The sequence below is a fragment of the Shewanella sp. GutCb genome, assembly GCF_002836135.1.
In the GTDB taxonomy this organism is placed as follows: Bacteria; Pseudomonadota; Gammaproteobacteria; order Enterobacterales; family Shewanellaceae; genus Shewanella.
Genome location: NZ_PJBL01000106.1, coordinates 60,794 through 79,284, shown reverse-complemented (window position 1 = coordinate 79,284; position 18,491 = coordinate 60,794). Strand labels below are relative to the sequence as shown.

The 18,491-nt window shown below is 40.7% G+C and carries 15 protein-coding genes; 6 read left to right on the top strand and 9 right to left on the bottom strand.

All coding sequences use genetic code 11. The annotated features are described in order from the left end of the window. Nucleotides 1–39 precede the first annotated feature (39 nt). Together CXF86_RS21785 and CXF86_RS21780 are read left to right on the top strand one after the other, a co-directional pair. A complete protein-coding gene (locus tag CXF86_RS21785) occupies nt 40–240 on the top strand; it encodes a YnbE family lipoprotein (protein ID WP_101091168.1) in 201 nt (66 codons plus the stop codon). Between the two features lie 24 nt (nt 241–264). Then, nucleotides 265–585 carry a YdbL family probable chaperone protein gene (locus tag CXF86_RS21780; RefSeq protein ID WP_101091169.1) on the top strand — a complete coding sequence of 107 codons (321 nt, stop codon included), beginning with the start codon at nt 265–267 and terminating at the stop codon, nt 583–585. 103 nt (nt 586–688) lie between these two features. Here the strand turns inward: CXF86_RS21780 and CXF86_RS21775 are convergent, their stop codons facing one another. The 5 genes from CXF86_RS21775 to CXF86_RS21755 form a co-directional block, all read right to left on the bottom strand. Continuing rightward, complete coding sequence (locus CXF86_RS21775; protein ID WP_101091171.1) at nt 689–1,843, bottom strand: AI-2E family transporter; 1,155 nt, start codon at nt 1,841–1,843, stop codon at nt 689–691. 1 nt (nt 1,844) lies between these two features. Next, on the bottom strand, nt 1,845–2,522 hold the full coding sequence (locus CXF86_RS21770) for a potassium channel family protein (protein ID WP_232775117.1): 678 nt from the start codon (nt 2,520–2,522) through the stop codon (nt 1,845–1,847). Nucleotides 2,523–3,038: 516 nt separating this feature from the next. Continuing rightward, entirely contained in the window at nt 3,039–4,586 is a 1,548-nt protein-coding gene (locus tag CXF86_RS21765; RefSeq protein WP_102040012.1) for a winged helix-turn-helix domain-containing protein, read from the bottom strand. Nucleotides 4,587–4,736: 150 nt separating this feature from the next. Continuing rightward, complete coding sequence (locus CXF86_RS21760; RefSeq protein ID WP_102040011.1) at nt 4,737–5,075, bottom strand: hypothetical protein; 339 nt, start codon at nt 5,073–5,075, stop codon at nt 4,737–4,739. 79 nt (nt 5,076–5,154) lie between these two features. Then, on the bottom strand, nt 5,155–5,634 hold the full coding sequence (locus tag CXF86_RS21755; protein WP_102040010.1) for a hypothetical protein: 480 nt from the start codon (nt 5,632–5,634) through the stop codon (nt 5,155–5,157). 347 nt (nt 5,635–5,981) lie between these two features. On the opposite strand from CXF86_RS21755, the gene CXF86_RS21750 reads away from it, so the two are divergent. From CXF86_RS21750 to CXF86_RS21740, 3 genes are all read left to right on the top strand, one after another. Beyond that, entirely contained in the window at nt 5,982–7,145 is a 1,164-nt protein-coding gene (locus CXF86_RS21750) for an efflux RND transporter periplasmic adaptor subunit (protein ID WP_180961135.1), read from the top strand. 4 nt (nt 7,146–7,149) lie between these two features. Beyond that, nucleotides 7,150–10,233: an efflux RND transporter permease subunit gene (locus tag CXF86_RS21745; protein ID WP_102040008.1), complete on the top strand. Its 3,084-nt coding sequence runs from the start codon at nt 7,150–7,152 to the stop codon at nt 10,231–10,233. A 296-nt stretch (nt 10,234–10,529) separates the two neighbouring features. Beyond that, nucleotides 10,530–10,781, top strand: a complete 252-nt coding sequence (locus tag CXF86_RS21740) for a hypothetical protein (protein ID WP_101091182.1) — start codon at nt 10,530–10,532, stop codon at nt 10,779–10,781. A gap of 166 nt (nt 10,782–10,947) precedes the next feature. Here the strand turns inward: CXF86_RS21740 and CXF86_RS21735 are convergent, their stop codons facing one another. The 3 genes from CXF86_RS21735 to putP are packed head-to-tail and all read right to left on the bottom strand — an operon-like array spanning nt 10,948 to nt 14,798. Then, a complete protein-coding gene (locus tag CXF86_RS21735) occupies nt 10,948–12,195 on the bottom strand; it encodes a glutamate-5-semialdehyde dehydrogenase (RefSeq protein WP_102040007.1) in 1,248 nt (415 codons plus the stop codon). Next, on the bottom strand, nt 12,192–13,292 hold the full coding sequence (proB, locus tag CXF86_RS21730; protein WP_101091185.1) for a glutamate 5-kinase: 1,101 nt from the start codon (nt 13,290–13,292) through the stop codon (nt 12,192–12,194). The genes CXF86_RS21735 and proB overlap by 4 nt, the downstream gene beginning before the upstream one ends. A 9-nt stretch (nt 13,293–13,301) precedes the next feature. Continuing rightward, nucleotides 13,302–14,798 carry a sodium/proline symporter PutP gene (gene putP / locus CXF86_RS21725; protein ID WP_101091186.1) on the bottom strand — a complete coding sequence of 499 codons (1,497 nt, stop codon included), beginning with the start codon at nt 14,796–14,798 and terminating at the stop codon, nt 13,302–13,304. 902 nt (nt 14,799–15,700) lie between these two features. Here putP and CXF86_RS21720 point away from each other — a divergent pair. Next, nucleotides 15,701–16,126 (top strand): hypothetical protein, encoded by a 426-nt coding sequence (locus CXF86_RS21720; RefSeq protein ID WP_102040006.1) that lies wholly within the window; start codon nt 15,701–15,703, stop codon nt 16,124–16,126. 13 nt (nt 16,127–16,139) lie between these two features. On the opposite strand, the gene CXF86_RS21715 is transcribed toward CXF86_RS21720, so the two are convergent. Beyond that, on the bottom strand, nt 16,140–18,065 hold the full coding sequence (locus tag CXF86_RS21715) for a DNA repair helicase YoaA (RefSeq protein ID WP_102040005.1): 1,926 nt from the start codon (nt 18,063–18,065) through the stop codon (nt 16,140–16,142). Between the last annotated feature and the right edge of the window lie 426 nt (nt 18,066–18,491).

Sequence of the window (18,491 nt, the reverse complement as noted above, 5' to 3'; positions counted from 1 at the left end):
ATTTACTCTACCCTTTTATTATGAAGTAAGGATAAGTCATTGAAGATATTTAATATCCCTAAATCGACTCTGAGCATACTCATTGCAACCTATGCCTTAGTCGGCTGCAGTCCTACGGTTAAAATTGAGCCTCCAGATAAACCCATCGTCATTAATCTCAATGTCAAAATAGAACATGAAATTAAAATTAAAATCGACAAAGAACTCGATGAGTTACTCGCCGATGATGAACTTTTTTAACCTAAGGATAAAAAGGAGTAATCAATGAAATCTAAAATATTAGTACTGTTTGCTAGCCTATTACTTAGCTTCAATGCCTTGGCTATTTCGCTGCAAGATGCAAAAGCACAGGGATTCGTAGGTGAGCAAACAAATGGTTACTTAGGGCTTGTAAAAGAGACCTCTGATGCTAAAACCTTGGTCAGTTCAATTAACGCCAAGCGTAAGTCTCACTATCAAAAAATAGCCAAAAAGAACAGTATTTCTGTGAATGATGTTGCTAAACTCGCGGCGGAAAAAGCCATTAAAGCGACTAAAAAAGGTCAATACATTCAAAATACGCGCGGCAAATGGATCAAAAAATAACCAAGCTCCGCCCGCTTTAGTTAAAGCTAAGACACGATTTGGAATTAAAAAAGCCCGTATTACACGGGCTTTTTTTGTTGCATCATGTGCCTAAAAGTAAGCGTTATTCATCTGTAGCATTATGAGGTGCTGCACTCACCAAAGGTTTATTCACATCGTCATTATCCGGTACTGTTGCTTTGACACGACCATCTTCAGTGTTAAGCCAGGTAATAAACAATTCATACCAAATAGCCAATACAACCGCCCCGAGGAATAGTCCGATAATACCTGCGCTGATCATGCCTCCAATAGCGCCAATTAAAATAACGGGCATAGGCACATCAACTCCACGTCCCATCAACATCGGCTTCAAAAAGCTGTCAGACACACCCGCGATGAGCACCCAAACGGTAAATATGGTTGCAGGTGTAGAGTCTTGAGTTGAAAAGACATAAAAAATTAACGGTAACACCACCAATAACGGCGGAAGCTGTGCAATTCCAAGAATAAAGATAATAAAAGTAAATAAACCTGCTGCAGGAATACTAAAAGTGAATAACGCAGAGCCAATCAGTACCGCTTGTATAAATGCAACCCCCACAACGCCTAGCAACACGCTCCGAATCGTCGCAGCGGTTAAACTGGTCCACTCCTCACCATGTTTGCCAACAACTTTTACAGCAACGGTGCTTACTGCAGCAGCTGATTTTTCAGCATGGGCCATAAAGCCGCCCGCTATCGCTAAGGAGATCACAGACATCACCAGTGTGCCGACTCCACTGCCTAATACTCCCGCCATGGTGCCAACAGTTGATTTAATTTGAGGTAGAAAATGAATAACGGCTTTTTCAAGGTTTGTCGAAAATAGCGCCCATGCATCATATAACTTATCACCAATTAAGGGGATATCAGCAACCCTCTGAGTGGGGCCAGGGATCTTAATCTCTCCAGACTGCAACACATTAATTGTATGACTTATTCCGTCAATCAATGAACTAGAAACAATCACAAACGGCGCTATAAGCAAAGTGATTCCAGCTAAAGCTAGTATGGTTGCCGCTAGACCACGTCGTCCTTTAAGTGCTTTTTCTAATTTGTTTGTCAAAGGCATCAATGCCACTGCGATAATCGCCCCCCAAAGCACAGGGATAACAAATGGTTTTATAATATCGTAAGTCCACACTATCAAGATAAATAGCAAGCCTATACGGATAGCGGATTCCATCATGTTGCTAACGAACAATTTACTTTGATTATGCTGCATCGGGTTTTCCATATTAAGGTTCCTGTTCTGTCTCTTTTTGAGCCAATCCAGCACTCACTAAACTCGCAACAACAATTGCCATATAAAACACACCGGCAATTGCCTCCATATAAACCACTACCTGAGCGAAAGGCGTATTGGGGCTAATATCGCCATAGCCTAAAGTGGTTAATGTTACAAAACTAAAGTAGGCCATTTTAGAAAAATTTTGCCCCCAAGGTATCTGTTCAACCCCCGTAAAAGCATCAGGTGAAAAAGCTAATACGAGTAAATAGATCAAAGCCCACTGTAGACCAAGCAGTAAAAATAGTGCAATCGAACCAACAACTTTATTGGTATCGACTGAACCAGAGAATAATATTTGCTTTGAAATAGAGCTAAACGTGCCCCAAAAAAAGGCAAACATAAGCACTAGCATGAGCAAATCTAGATGAGGAACAACGACAAACCTTTTAACCAATATGGCGGCAACCCAAACCACAATCAGCGTTTGCATAAAGTGTTTCCAACTTTTATCAACACCCAGGCTAACGACACACACTAAGAAAGTGACCCCGATAATACCTTCCAGAATAGACTCAAGCATTCCATCAGCAACAGTACGTACAAGCGATGCACTCAATAAAAGCACAACCAGCGCTGCGGTCATGTAGTAAAAGTTATTATGCTTATTAATTTTGCGCTCAAGCACGCTAAAAACTCCCTAAATACATTGTTATGACTGACCTTATCAAACTCCCTATTAAACATCGCACAAAATTCACATAGGTCAATGTTTAATCTGACATAATCTGGCCGTTAATCGGAAAAGTACCATTAAAAATTGAAAACCACTGGCTTAGCCAAACAAAGCACCTAAAAATAAAATGCTGTAGCAAAAAGAGAAGTCCATCTGAGATGCTAGGTCGAGATATAACGACAAGAGTATGACTTATGAGCACGCAGCGTGAGCAAGCAACAGGAAAACTTAACGGCTAAGTGAGCCCATTGATTGGCCGTTAGCATATGTTGTCCAATCAACGGCACGATTGATAATCGAGCCAATCGTAAAATAACCGAGTAACAAATTAAAACTATGAGACTTTGATTGATAGTGAATAAACTAGAAAATAAGAGGCAGTACTTAGGAATGGCATTGCTAAACGTTAGCGCCGTAAATGTCATCCCTACCCGGTAAAAAGCACTGCATTGTTATAACCTAATAGCTTTAATCAGTTAGATCTGTTGTTAAAGTGCTATTTATTTTGCTCTTCATTTTACTCAAGTCACTGTAAAATAATAGACTTTCAGCAAAATCTAAAACTCTAGGGGTACCAGATTCATGCAAAGCTTGATAATAGAACTCTTCTGCTGAGGCTGGGTTGCCAAAAGATTCAGATAATTTTGCCCGCAAAATAAAGGTCATTATGGTGTTATGAGTGTGGGGGATTTTATTCAGGTACTGCACTGCTTCAATCGGTAAGTCTTTTGAAAGTGCGTGTAACGCCAGTGCTTCGTATACTTTAAAAGAAGCAGGCTCTGCGATTAGATCAGCAATAACCAGCTCAAACTCATTATTAAGGGCCTTTATTTCATCGAGTGCTAAGTTAGACTTATCAAGGTAGGCTATCGTCATTTGGTAGATATAACTCATCGATATCAAATAGTGATTACTAGGTTCAATATCCAGTGCTTTTTGCAAAATTAAAACGGAATCAAACTGATTTTTCGAACTATGCAATGCGCCAATGGCTTCTAGCGAGTAAGCTAATGCTTGTGGATCATTGGGCATTGCAGCCAGCACTTGGTCAATATCCGCATTAGCAATATCGATATTAAATGCATCTAAAATATCGTCTAACATAACCTTAATACTGTGTTTTAAATGATTTTCACTGATAGGGTACTTTCTATCTAAATGCTGATAATTGGAGATTTTATTAAGATATTCGACGTTAACATAGTCAATTCCATTTTCATTAGTGACGATAAAAGACACCACTTTTGCCGCCATCGCTTCATCTTGAGCGTTAAAGGAAACACGATAATTAACATTATATTTAAGGTATTCAATGACCTTAAATATAATACCGTTCTGCAAGTTAGCATTTACAAGTTGATTATCGATTGATGCCTGAATAAATCGTGGCTCTAACGCAATATATTGACTTGTCTGAGTAGGCACAGGCTTAACCATTGACGGGCTAAGATAAAAAACCAAAGCAGCAGTTAATCCAATAACGCCCCCGACAGAGGCGACAATGGTTGACAGTCTAAACTCAAATTTTTTATCTTTACCAAGCTTCATCTGCGTTGCTATTGCGTCGTTTGTTTCAGCTTCAATTGATGCTGCTTGCAATGGCAAAGCCGTCGCAACAGCATCTGAGGCTACAGATCCCGTCGTTGTACCGCTTGCTGTCTCTTGTAATGCTAATAATGGCTTAAATGGCGCAGAAATAGTTTCGACGTCAATATCGAGCTTATAACCTCTTTTCGGTACTGTAATGATATAGCCCTGAAGATGGAGGTTATTCGTTTTAAGTATTTTTCGTAATTCGAATATGGCTTGAGTGATCACTTGATCAGTAAGAATTGAACCTTTCCAGACGTGATTGATTATTTCGTCACGACTAAGAGTGGTTTTAGGGTGATGACACAGAAAAAGCAATAAATTTGATAAGCGGTTATCGATTAAGATCTCCTGCTCATCGAGGATAAGTTTGTTTTCATGAGGAATAAAAAACCAATTATCGATCCTATAACTTTGCTTTACCATTAAGCGTCCTAACGTATTCTCTCTATAGGATTATATTAGGCTGTTTTGAGGAAATATCAACAACCTAGCCTAACCCCTGCGCTACTTCATATAGAACTGAACCAGCTTAGGGGACTCAATACACAGAGTAAGACTCTATAGCGTTATTTGCTAACCAATACCTTTGATAAAGACCACTTCGTTGCCTTTATCAACGACATCCACCTTGCCCGCTTCAATCAACTTAGTTTCAACTACAATGGACTGTTTGCCCTCAACTTTGGGTTGCCCTGTTGCAGCGTCAATAATAATAGCAGCACCGACTACGGCGCCAAAGGCGGCCCATGGATTGGCTTGATAACCTGGCGTTACCACTACGCTATGGTGTTTATTAACCACAACGGTGTTGCTGTTGCCACAATAACGACTACCATTGACCCAGCGACATGATGCAAAACTAGATGAGCTAAAAGAAACAAGTAATAAGGTAAGCACGATGGTCTTTTTCATAAAATATTCCACTTAAATTTAAATGAGCAAGTTGTAATTAAATTCAATTACGCTGAAGAGATAACAATGACTATACGAGTTAAAGACTATATTCAGTCACTTTGGCTATGTACTCACTAAAACCATTATAGTATTTATCACCTTTTAACAGTGTTGTTGAAAAGTAAGCGGGCTCATTATCATTCAGATGCTTTTCAACATTGTCGGTTAAGCCTTTCAATCCATTAACACTGTAAATATAATAAGACTTAGTTTCGTACAGTCCCATTTCAACTGCTTTTCTATCAGTCACCCTCTTGATTAATGTATATTCAGACATGTATTCGATAGTTTCGGTAATGTCTTCAAAAGAATTAGAAACGGTAGCTACGTAAATATTGCCATTGATTTCTACTTGTTCAAGCTGATCCATCTCTTTATTAAATATACTGATATCATGTTTGTTGTTATCGACACTTGCAGCTGATGAAGATAAAGAGACGAAAGCGAGCATAACAATTGATGCTGCACGGATAGATTTGTGACTAATAATACTAGCGTTATTAATAAGTGTCTTCATGGTAGTTCCTAAAAGTGAATAACTAACCCTTGTTAGCTTAGGAAGAATTTTAGGCTATTGAACGTACGATACATCAAGCAAGTATAAACAATACATAAAACTTGAAATTTATATATCAAGCCATTGTAAAGAATGGATTTAAACTGGTGTCACCATCATTAATTTGATCCAGTAACGTTTTTCTTTAGATAGATTTCACATTGCCAATAATCATTCAATATATCGTTTATGAAACCGTTATTTTTTGCTTATTTCTTTATCTGATAACAACGTTAACCTAGCGTCAAGTTATGAGTCTATTGAACTATAGATGTGTTATCGACACCCTTTATATAAGCGAGAACAAAATGTCTAAGAAAGCTACCCTTATCAGTACAGCATCTATGCTCACTATTATTGTTGTTGTATTTGGTTTTAACTCATTTAAACAACATATGATTAAAACTAAACTAGCAGCCTACAAGCCAGCTCCAGCTGCGGCAACCTCTTTTACTGTAAAAAGTAATGACTGGAAGCAAACTATTGCTGCAGTAGGTCATATTACAGCTGACCAACAAGTTAATATTACTCCGCAACTATCAGGGCAAATACGCAGTATATCCTTTAGCTCTGGCGATATAGTAAAGCAAGGTAGCGTGTTACTTCAATTAGACGACCGACTATTACAAGCTAATGCAAAAACAAGCATTGCTAATTTAAAATTATCGCAAATAGAATATAAGCGTCAATTAAAACTACTAAAAACTCACAGCACATCGCAAGATTCCGTTGATACTGCTGCAGCAACGCTAGCAACAAGCCAAGCAGACGTCGAATATATTAAAACGCAAATAGATTTTATGCAGGTTAAAGCACCATTCTCTGGCCGAGTCGGCATTAGACAAGTGAATAAAGGAGACTTTATTCAGCCAGGAACGACCGTGGTCGAGCTACAAAATTTGGACGAGCAATATATCGACTTTTCAATACCTGAAATACAGCTCGCCAATGTTGCTTTGGGTCAAACAGTGACCTTCACCACCGATACCTATAAAGGTCAGAATTTCGTGGCTCGCATTTCGGCTATCCAACCTTCAGTCGATAGCCAATCACATAACTTGGATATCCGTGCAAAAGTAGATCAGAGCGAGAATACCAAGAAGGTTTCATTTATCTCAGGTATGTATATCGAAGCCAGTATTGATACTGCAATTGAGATAGCTGTCATCCCAGTACCCAATATCGCGGTGACTTATTCACTTTATGGTGATGCGGTATATGTATTAAAAGCGGGCTCGAAAATCGTCAGTAAAGAGAATGATAAATTATTTGAATACAAGGTTGAGCGACGATCAGTAACAACCGGTGGCGAACGAAACGGTCTAGTCGGTGTGACATCAGGACTAAAAGCCGGAGAACAAGTCATTACATCCAATACACAGTCTTTAAAAGATGGAGCGCAGGTACTAGTAAACAACAGCCGTCCATTTACTCAAACTGTTTCAAAAGCAGCTAGCCAAGGCGAGAAATAATCAGATGAACTTTACCGATATATTTATTAAACGTCCTGTTCTGGCAACAGTACTCAGCCTCATGTTGTTGGTGTTAGGCCTTAAAGCCTTTGGCATGATGCAAGTAAGACAATACCCAGAGCTAGAAACGGGTGTTATTACCATTACCACTCAATATCCAGGAGCCAGTGCGTCCAGTGTTCAAGGTTATGTAACTCAACCCTTGCAAGCGCAAATAGCGCAAACGGCAGGTATTGACTATATGACTTCAGACAGTAGCTTGGGCAAATCACTTATCACAGTATATTTAAAACTAGATTACCCGTCAGATAAAGCACTAACAGAGATACTGTCATTGGTACAACAAGTTAAGTACCGTCTGCCTGCAGGAGTGTTAGATCCTAGTATTTTAAAATCGACGTCACAATCACCGATCCTTTATTTGTCATTTTCCAGTGACACATTAGCGACCGAGCAGATCTCTGATTACATTAGCCGTGTCGTTAAGCCGACTATCTCAACCGTCAGTGGCGTATCAAAAACAGATATCCTAGGTCAGCGTGATTTTGCGATGCGAATTTGGTTAAATCCAACCAAAATGGCTGCCTTTGGGATCACAGCTGCTGATGTACAGAATGCTATTAAAGGCAACAATGCGGTAAGTGCTGCAGGTAAAGTGAAAGACCAGTTTATAGAAGTCGATATTAATGCGCATACTGACGCATCGTCTGTCGCTGAATTTAAGCACATAGCATTAAAAGCGAGTGATGGTCGCCTGATCCATATGGAAGATGTTGCAACAGTAGAGCTAGGTGCCAATAGTTATGATTCAGTGGTTAACTTTAATGGTAAGCCAGCCGTGCTAACTGCCATAAGCAACACATCAAACTCAAATCCACTGACTGTGGCTGCCGATGTTTATACTGTTTTACCGAGTATTATTGATAGTTTGCCAGCTGGAATGAAAGCGGATGTCGTTTATGACTCAACCAAATATATTCAGACTTCGATAGATGAGGTGGCAAAAACACTGATGGAAGCCGCGCTTATCGTGGTTATTGTCATCTTCGCATTCCTAGGTTCAATGCGTGCAATGATGATCCCATTGGTGACGATCCCACTATCTCTTATTGGCTCGATGTTTTTTATGCTCGCGATGGGCTTTAGTATTAACATTTTAACGCTATTGGCAATGGTATTAGCCATTTCATTGGTTGTTGATGATGCCATTGTTGTGGTTGAAAACACCTTCCGTCACTTGGAAGATGGTACAGACCCTGTCAAAGCAGCCATTATTAGTGCCCGTGAAATAGCAGGCCCAGTATTCGCTATGACAATTACCTTGGCTGCAGTGTATGCCCCAATTGGTTTCATGGGCGGCTTGACCGGTAAGTTGTTTACCGAGTTTGCATTTACCCTTGTAGGTGCCGTGCTTATCTCAGGATTTTTAGCACTGACTTTAACGCCGATGATGTGTTCAAAAGTATTATCGCAAAAGACGCTTGAAGGAAAGCTGGTTAAAAAGATTGATGGCGTTATTGAAGTTGTCACTCAACATTACACTCGAATGCTGAATGTCGTCATCGATAACCGTAAGTTGGTATGGCCATTTGCCGCAACCATTTTGATAGCATTGGTATTTATGTTTACTCATACCGCTTCAGAGCTTGCGCCACAGGAAGATCAAGGCGTGATGATCATGATGGGTAAAGGTCCAACAACCTCTAATACCAATTACTTGAACCACTTTACCCAACCATTAACGCAGCTTGTTGATACGTATCCAGAAAAAGATATGGATATGATGGTGAATGGTTACCAAAATGACCAAACATTCTTTGGCCTTGCAGTACTCAAAGACTGGAGTGAGCGTGATGCCTCAGCCAAAGATATCATGACCCGTTTCCAAAGTGACATTAAGACCATTCCAGGCCTGCAAGTTTATACTTTCTCGCCACCAGATTTACCGGGTACAGCGCAAGGTTTGCCGTTTCAAATGATCTTAAAAACACCGACGGGTACCTATAAAGATCTTTATAAGTACGCTGAAAAAATGAAAGATTACGCAATCAAGAGCGGAAAGTTCATCTATGTTCAGAATGATTTAGACTTTAGTAAGCCACAGATTGAGGTCAGTATTGATCGCGACAAAGCCGCATTAATGAATGTTGATACGCAACAAATTGGTTTAGTGTTATCACGTTATTTAAGTGAAGGTTTCGTCAACTACTTTGCCTTGAACGAACGCAGCTATCAGGTCATTACTCAAGTACCACAAGATGACCGCCGAATTGCAAAAGACTTAACGCAGTACTACGTCAAATCAGCAAATGAACAGATGGTGCCATTAGCGTCATTAGTCACCATTACCAAGAGTGTTCAACCATCAGCGGTTGATCAGTTCCAGCAACTAAACAGCGCGATGATTGAAGCTAAAATGATGCCTGGAGTCAGTATTGGTGAAGCCTATACCGTGATGGCTGAAGCTGCAGAGCAAATATTACCTAAGTCGTATAGCACCGATGCTTCTGGGCAGCTGCGTCAGTTCTTAGAAGAAGGTTCATCACTAATAGCGACATTCTTCTTAGCTATTATTATTATTTACTTAGTATTAGCGGCGCAGTTTGAAAGTTTTCGTGACCCACTTGTCGTATTGACCAGTGTGCCACTGTCTATTTTTGGTGCCATGATCCCATTGTACTTAGGTCTTGATACCTTAAATATCTATACTGAGGTCGGTCTGGTTACCTTAATCGGCCTCATCAGTAAGCACGGGATCTTGATTGTTGAGTTTGCTAACCAACTTCAAGCTGAAAATGGTTACAGTAAACGCGAAGCTGCCGTTAAAGCTGCTGCAGTGCGACTCAGACCAGTATTGATGACAACTGCCGCCATGGTCATTGGTGTAGTACCTTTGTTAGTTGCTGTTGGCGCTGGCGCAGAAAGTCGTTTTGCCATTGGTTTGGTGATCACCGTCGGTATGTCAATTGGTACCTTGTTTACATTGTTTGTATTGCCAACGGTTTATACCTTCTTGGCACAAGACCATAGACAAGACATTGAAGTGACAGACCAAAGTAACCCTGCGAAAACAGACGCTACAGCGTAGATAAAGTCTTAGGAAGATGATCTCAGTGCGACCTTAATAAGTAAGGTCAAACCAATAAAGCCTAGAGCCTTGCTCTAGGCTTTTTGCTATTCAAACAATGGTTGCATTAAACAATGAGTTGAAGCTTAGTAATTCGATAAGTCAGCCCATAAATACACAAGCTAAGTAAGCAGTAAATGCTATCTGATCTAGAAATTGATTTTGACCTATAAACCCGAACTGACTATGGAATCGGCCTAATAAGAATAACAATATAGAGAGGATGTCACTTCTCTACAGAAGTGACTAACACAGCCATGCCATCATTATCATTCAAACCCGCGTTACTGGCTGTTTTACTGCTATTTGGACTACTACAATTTGGGCTGATGCCATCAGTACAAGCGGCAGGATCTTTTTATGCAACTCAAGCCTTACAATCTCAATCCCCACAAGCATTCGCCCTGCAACCTGAAGCTCAAACATTTGTATTAGCTGCTCAATCTAAAACAATTGCAGATGCCAACAAATTAGTTAAGCTCATCTTGGCTGATGGTAATCGATATTAAATCACCTGATTATATGTGTATTAGTCAGCGGGCAATAACCGTGGATATCGCCTATAGAATGCCCGCCAGCGGACCCGATGGCTGGCACCAATAATTACTGTAGTGGGTAAAACATCACGGCATGCCGGCCTAAGTACTAAAACCTAAAGAACTAACACCTAAAGAGCTAAGTTCTGATTTGGCCATTCCCCTCAACCAGATATTTTTCTGCGGTTAAAGACTCTAATCCCATGGGGCCATAAGCATGTAATTTTGTGGTTGCGATACCAATTTCAGCACCTAAACCAAGCTCACTACCATCTGAAAAACGTGAAGAGGTATTTACCATCACCACAGAAGCGTCTACACATTGTTGAAACTTCAGTGCTCGTTGTCTGTTCTCAGTACAAATCACTTCTGTATGATGGCTGCCAAAGCGATGAATATGCTCTAACGCTCCTTCCATTTCATCAACCACTTTTATGGCAATTTCTAAGCTTAAATATTCCTGGCCAAAATCTGCATCATTAAGTAAATTTGCCGACTCAAAAAATGTAAGACTTTGCTGACACGCATTGATGCGGACATCATGTAACTTAAGCGCTTTGGCAACTAAAGGCATAAAATCATTAAGGATGGCTTTATGCACAATCAGACCCTCTAATGCATTACACACTCCTGTTCGCTGGGTTTTACCATTAAGTAATAAATCTAATGCTTTTTTAAAATCCGCTTCTTTATCAACGTATAAATGACAAACACCTTTAAAGTGTTGAATCACTGGGATTTTACTATTGTCAGTAACAAAATTAATCAGTCCTTCACCGCCACGAGGAATAATCACATTGATGTATTCTCTTTGCTGCATTAAATCCATCAGTAAGGCTCTATCAGCATTCGGAATAACAGTAATCAAGGCTTCTGGTAAATTGAATTTAGCTAATACTTTATGTAATACAGCAGCAATGGCTTTACTGGATCCTAGGGCTTCTTTACCGCCACGTAAAATGACTGCATTGCCTGATTTAAAACATAATGCCCCCGCATCAGCGGTGACATTGGGGCGCGCCTCATAAATCATGCATACCACGCCCAAAGGTATTCTCATTTTGCTAATTTTAATGCCGTTTGGTCGAGTGCCCATGTCGCGAATTTGACCCACGGGATCAGGTAAATGGGCAATGGTTTCAATGCCTTCGGCCATGGCTTCAATTCGCTCAGCATTGAGGGTCAGTCTGTCGATCATCGAATCGGCTAACTGGTGCTCTTTAGCCTGTAATAAATCAATGTTATTCGCTTCGATAATGGCTGCTTGATTGTTTCTAATCTCATCAGCCATCTGTTGTAAAATAGTATTTTTCGTTGCTTCATTCAGTTGCAATAATGCCCGTGCGGCGCGATTTGCATTGGCTGATAATGTTGAGATTAAACTCATGCTCTCTCCAAAACGGCTAAATTTATTTGTGAAATGATTGAATTGTTTTGTGGCTGACTACCTGAAGTTATACTGCTATCAGCTTGCTGCATGAGATAGTTAAGCAAACAACTGCTGTAATTAGACGTCGCTTTCGCCACTTGTGAGCCGTCATAGGTGCGGAGCAAAATGGTATCCCCCACTGCAAACTCCCCTTTTACCGAAAGAATGCTGGCACTGGTGATAACATCATCATGCTGGCTTAGCGCCGCATGTTGATCTTCAATAACCACCTCACCTCGTTCGCGCACAGTGTGGGTCATCCAATGTTGCTCTGGTGACATGGGGGTTTTACAAGACACAAAATGCGAACCTGGGTTTTCATCTTGCAACAAGGCGCTAAAGGCTTGATGATTGAAGCCATTAACAATGTAAGTATCAATGCCATGGGCAACTGCTTTTTCAGCCGCTTCTATTTTGGTTTTCATGCCGCCAGTGCCCATTGAGCTGGTTGCGCCGCCCGCCATTTGATAAATTGACTCATCAATCACATCAATGGTTTTAATTAATTTAGCATCAGCATGTTGCTGGGGATTTTTATCAAACAACCCATCAACGTCGGTACAAAGGATTAAGCCATCAGCCCCCGTCGATGCAGCAACCATAGCAGCGAGATTATCGTTATCACCGACTTTTAACTCTTCAGAAGTCACCGTATCGTTTTCATTTACGATAGGTAATACCCCATGATCCAATAAGGATTCGATGGTTTCTTTAATGCTGGCATAGCGCTCTTTATTACATAAGTCTGCATTGGTAAGAAGAATTTGCGCGGTGGGGAAATCAAATAACTTATCCCATACTGCCATCATATTGGTTTGTCCGGCTGCAGCCATTGCCTTTTTTAGAGCGATTGACGGTGATTTAATATCAATCCATTGACGACCAGCAGCAACTGAACCTGAAGAAACCAAAATAACTTGCTTACCCTGCTTACGACAACGAAGTATAAATTGCGCAATACTCAGCAGGTGATGCGAACTACAACCATTGTTTTCAGGGGCAATTAACGCACTACCCACCTTTATCACCAATCGTTGATTGGATTTAATAGACATGAGTAGACCTTATGATAATTGTTGAATTAATTGATGATTAACATCTTTAAATGTTTTTTGAACTTCAGCAGATGGTGCTTTGGTCATTAAACTCACTAACCAAATCGATACAGCACTAATGATAAAACCTGGCAGCATTTCATAAATCACACTGCTTAAGGTTTCGCCATTGGCCAACACGGGGGCAAAAATCCAAAATAGAACCGTAACTGTACCAGTAATAATGCCGGCTAATGCACCTTCGTAGGTTACTTTTTGCCATAACAAACTGAATAAAATCAGTGGCCCAAATGCTGCCCCAAATCCGGCCCAAGCATTACTTACGATAGATAAAATGCTACTCGATGGATTCATTGCGATAAAAGAGGCCACAACAGCAACACCAAATACGCAAAGTCGGCCAATATTCACTGCCGTTTTATCGGATACTGCTTTTTTGCTGTAGGCACGATAGATATCTTCTGTTAGTGAACTTGAAGAAACCAGCAATTGCGATGAAATTGTACTCATCACCGCTGCTAAAATTGCCGCTAGTAAAAAGCCACCAATTAAAGGATGAAACAACACTTCAGAAAAGAAAATAAAAATAGTTTCAGGATCGGCGAGTGTAACTTCAAATTTTCGAGTATAAGCCACCCCCGTCAAGCCTGTCGCTAATGCGCCAATGATGGTGACTATCATCCAACTCATACCGATACGTCGAGCTTTTTTAATATTTTTAACTGAGTCTATGGCCATAAACCTAACAATAATATGAGGCTGACCAAAATAGCCAAGTCCCCATGCCAAGCTAGACAGTAAAGAAACCATGGTTAAATCAGATAAGCTTTCACTAAAGGAAGGAATCGTCTCAAGAGAATAGCTCATCATACTTGATGGACTATCAAAATTCGTGTAAGCAACAGCAGGGACTAAAATGAGTGCGATAAACATAATCACACCTTGTACAAAGTCAGTCATGCTTACGGCTAAAAAGCCCCCCATCAAGGTATAAGCAACCACCACCAGCATGGTAATCACCACACCGGTTTGATAGTTCATTGCAAACGCGGTTTCAAATAACTTACCACCACCGACAAGACCTGCAGAGGTATATAAGGTGAAAAATATGATGATGACGACAGCTGAAATCAGACGAATAACGCCATTTTCTTTATCGAACCGTTTACCAAAAAAATCTGGCAGAGTTAAAGAGTCATTGGTTGTTTCTGTGTACAAACGCAATTTAGGCGCAACAAGTTTGTAGTTTGCCCATGCGCCAACCACTAAGCCTAGTGCAACCCAAATAGTATCAAAACCTGAAACAAAAATGGCGCCGGGTAAACCCATTAGCATCCAACCACTCATATCAGATGCACCTGCAGATAATGCAGTCACTTGAGGACTCACTTGTCTGCCACCCAACATATATTCGGAAAGATTTGAAGTAGATGTTTTAGCGGCATAGATACCGATACCTAACATGAGTACAAAATAAATCCCTAATGAAAGATAGGTATATTCCATTACTTAGACGCCTTAATGATTTTTGTTAGCGGATAAAAAATATAAGTACTAAGAATTAACCATAAACATAGTAATCCCACTGTATGTTTTGCTATTTCAACTGAACGTGTTGTAAATTTTTGCAGATAACTGGGGCTGTCGCATGAACGGATTTCGCCTTGCATTTAATTCTACCTCTAATGATTAGTGATCTAACCATTATGTTATAGACTTATTACACTAATATCAACCAGCCAAAGTTAAATCACTGTTTTACAAGACCTTAATATTTAGACGGTTTCTCAGAATGAAAATAAATCATTTTATTCAACGCCATCATTAAGTGAGGGATAGTTGTTAAAATGAAAAACACTTAGTATTCGACAAGAAATACTGCCAATACCAAGCGCAATAATTTCGCAGGTCACTCCGCGAAAATTTAAATCACGTTAATCAAAACAAAGGCTTGAAGTCAGGGTAAGATCACGAAGTTTTACCTTGACTTAAGTTTGTGACCTTATACTTCTTTATGGTAAGAAGTATAAGGTCACATGTCGCAAATACCGCTCTTCCAGTACTTTTCAAATATCGATGACCCTCGCCAGCAAGGCTAAAGTGGGACATATGCTCTTTGATATTCTATTTCTTGATCAGTGCAGTGATCGCAGGTAGCCAAGGTTGGGAGGACATTGAGGACTTCACACACGAGCGATTGGATTGACTGCGTCAATTTGTCCCTTTTAAGAACGGTATTCCTAAACATGACACGATAGCGATCAGCAAGATCGATATGGTTAAGTTTCAATCATCCTTCTCTCTATGGATGAAAGATTGTTATCTATACACCCTTAATAGGCTAGATTTATATAATGTACTTTTTGTTTTCATCGCCATCAACGGCTTGCTTTATTTGGGGGGGATATATGCGCCAGATCAACGTCGATTGGTTCAGACTATTTCGCTACTCATTATTATTCATAGCCTTTAGCGCTGTTGTGACGATAGTAATGCTGCTTTACTTTTCAACTAGTCTTGATGAAGCTTTGCGTAAAGGCTTAATGCTAACGCTAGAGGAGCTAGAGATAAGCTTCGAGTTGAGCTTAACCCTGTTTATTTACATTAGTTTTCCGCTATTGCTGTTTCGATTTATGTACTATTTTTCAAAAATGCTGTATCGAGGAAGACTGGAAGGCGTGTCAATGTTCAGCTATAAAACGTTGTTTAATCCTATGAATTTTTTACTCTTTCCAAGTTTACTCAACCCAGACGGCCTGTTATATCGCAGACGTTGCTTATTGGCGCTGCTACTCATGATATTAATCTATCTGATTATTATACTCATAACCTAAGCTCTTCTTTCGGCTACTTAATCTGTTGTAGAAATTGTACCGCATTGTCCAGCTCTCGCGTTCTAGCCATTGGCGGTAGCGAGTTTAGAAATGCTTGCCCATAAGGTCGATTAACAATGCGGTTATCACATAAAATAAGTACACCGCGATCTTTTTCATCGCGAATTAATCGGCCAACCCCCTGATTGAGAGAGATAACCGCTTGCGGCAGTGAGATCTCGGTAAAGGGGTCTTTACCTTCACGTGAAATACTCTCACTACGGGCACGATAGAGATTATCTTCCGGTGACACAAAGGGTAATTTGTCGATGATCACGCAGCTAAGCAGCTTGCCTCTAACATCAACTCCCTCCCAAAATGCCCCCGTACCAAGTAATACTGCATTGCCCAATTGACGATACTTTTTTAATAGGCTTTGCTTGTTCGCTTGTCCTTGTACCAGCAATGGGTAAGACACCCGCCGTTGTAACTCGATAGCCACCAGCTTAAGCATTCGATGGCTGGTGAATAAGATAAAGGTGCGACCTTTTGCTGCTTCAATCGCTCTAATGCATACATCGACAAATTGCGGTAGGATCGCATTATGGTTACTGACGCTGGCAAGATGCCGAGGGACGCAAAACAACGCATTGTTGGCGTAATCAAATGGGCTTTGTAGTAACAGCTCCTTGCACTTACCGATGCCTAGTTGCTTGGTAAACAGGCTTAAGTCTTGATTTATCTGTAAGGTTGCCGACGTAAAGATCCACGCGATATTCTCATCAAACAGCTTTTTACACTCCTTGGCGACATCAATGGGCGCGATCCTAAGCATGAGATAACGATGACCATAATCAATACTGTACGCCGCTTGATTGTTCTCACACAGAAAAAATAGCTGTAACTTTGCCGTATTAGCATCAAGTTTTTCAAGCGCATCATCCAAATTATCACTGCGGCCAACGTGTCCTTGTAATAAGGCTTGCAGTGCATTTAGCTCTTTTAGCAGCGACCAAGACAGGACTGACAAGGCTTTATTGCTCAGCATTCGGCGCCAATCAGTGTCTCCAGTGGCAAAGAGTGCCTGATGCCATTCATTTAACAGCGTTAAACAACGTGCGCTTAATAGCTCGATCTGCTTTGCATCGCGTAATTCAGTACGATAAATATCGGCGAAACGTTCAAGCAGTTCAGCAATTTGCCGAGTTGAGCACTGCTGACCAAAATAGTTGACGGCGATATCGGGGAGTAAATGGGCTTCGTCAAAAATAACCACATCAGAGTCAGGCAGTAACTCTGCAAAGCCAGTTTCTTTTATGATCCTATCAGCCAAGAACAGGTGATGATTCACCACAATGATCCGCGCATCCATCGCACGATTACGTGCTTTGCGGGTAAAACAGACATCATAATGGTCGCAACGCTGACCAATACAGGTCTCTTTTGCACTATTAATCAATGGCAATGCCGCTGAGTTTTCAGAAACCGACGTTAAGCCGCCAAGGTCGCCGTCAATGGTCCGTCCTGCCCATTGATTGATCCTCAGTAAATCATCAAGAATTTGAGTATCCATCGAGCTTGCACCCGATAACTCTGTCTCCATAAGATGCTGACATAAATAGTTATTGCGGCCTTTAAGTAGCGCCACTTTAGGCGTGAGGCCTAGCATCAACAGTAATGCCGGAAGATCTTTATAAAACAGCTGCTCTTGCAGATTTTTACTGCCCGTACTCACGATGATCTGCTTACTGCTCAGCAGCGCAGGAATGAGGTAGGCAAACGTTTTACCGACTCCAGTGCCCGCTTCAACGACTAAATTATCGCGACTGCTTATCGACTCACTGACCGCTTCAGCCATCTGTTGCTGCACTTCGCGGCGACTAAACCCTTTAATGGCTTTTGCCAGCGCGCCGTCAGCAGAAAAAGTCGCCGCGACTTGCTGTGTCAATTTAACGCTCAAAAGCCACCGTACTTAGTTGTCATAGAGTCCAACATTATTGCCATTAAAAATAAAAATCGGTGAAGTGTAACGTAAGCCGCTTTTTGGTTAAATACCCTAGCCTATATGCAACGCCTCAAAAAAGAATTATACCCGCCGAAATAGTTAGCTATAACTGTCTTGTCATCAAAACAGACAGCAGCGCATTTATCTGAGTGCTAAAAAAGTGACATTTAGATGAACATTACTCATATGCCAAAATAGTAGTTGCAATCAGTGATGAAACTGATTAATTTAAATGCATCGCAGATTGAAAATCTTCTTCAGCTAGCAGATATTACGGTCATCAGACCCAAACGTTTATTACATTATTGAGATAAGAATATGACACAGCTTACGAACGCTATCCATCATCACCACCATATGCGGTAGCCTTCGGAAGCTCAC

Coding starts and splice junctions, on each gene's coding strand:
- CXF86_RS21780 (WP_101091169.1), top strand. CDS start 265: ATGAAATCTAAAATATTAGTACTGTTTGCTAGCCTATTACTTAGCTTC.
- CXF86_RS21775 (WP_101091171.1), bottom strand. CDS start 1,843: ATGGAAAACCCGATGCAGCATAATCAAAGTAAATTGTTCGTTAGCAAC.
- CXF86_RS21765 (WP_102040012.1), bottom strand. CDS start 4,586: ATGGTAAAGCAAAGTTATAGGATCGATAATTGGTTTTTTATTCCTCAT.
- CXF86_RS21760 (WP_102040011.1), bottom strand. CDS start 5,075: ATGAAAAAGACCATCGTGCTTACCTTATTACTTGTTTCTTTTAGCTCA.
- CXF86_RS21755 (WP_102040010.1), bottom strand. CDS start 5,634: ATGAAGACACTTATTAATAACGCTAGTATTATTAGTCACAAATCTATC.
- CXF86_RS21750 (WP_180961135.1), top strand. CDS start 5,982: ATGTCTAAGAAAGCTACCCTTATCAGTACAGCATCTATGCTCACTATT.
- CXF86_RS21745 (WP_102040008.1), top strand. CDS start 7,150: ATGAACTTTACCGATATATTTATTAAACGTCCTGTTCTGGCAACAGTA.
- CXF86_RS21740 (WP_101091182.1), top strand. CDS start 10,530: ATGCCATCATTATCATTCAAACCCGCGTTACTGGCTGTTTTACTGCTA.
- CXF86_RS21735 (WP_102040007.1), bottom strand. CDS start 12,195: ATGAGTTTAATCTCAACATTATCAGCCAATGCAAATCGCGCCGCACGG.
- proB (WP_101091185.1), bottom strand. CDS start 13,292: ATGTCTATTAAATCCAATCAACGATTGGTGATAAAGGTGGGTAGTGCG.
- putP (WP_101091186.1), bottom strand. CDS start 14,798: ATGGAATATACCTATCTTTCATTAGGGATTTATTTTGTACTCATGTTA.
- CXF86_RS21720 (WP_102040006.1), top strand. CDS start 15,701: ATGCGCCAGATCAACGTCGATTGGTTCAGACTATTTCGCTACTCATTA.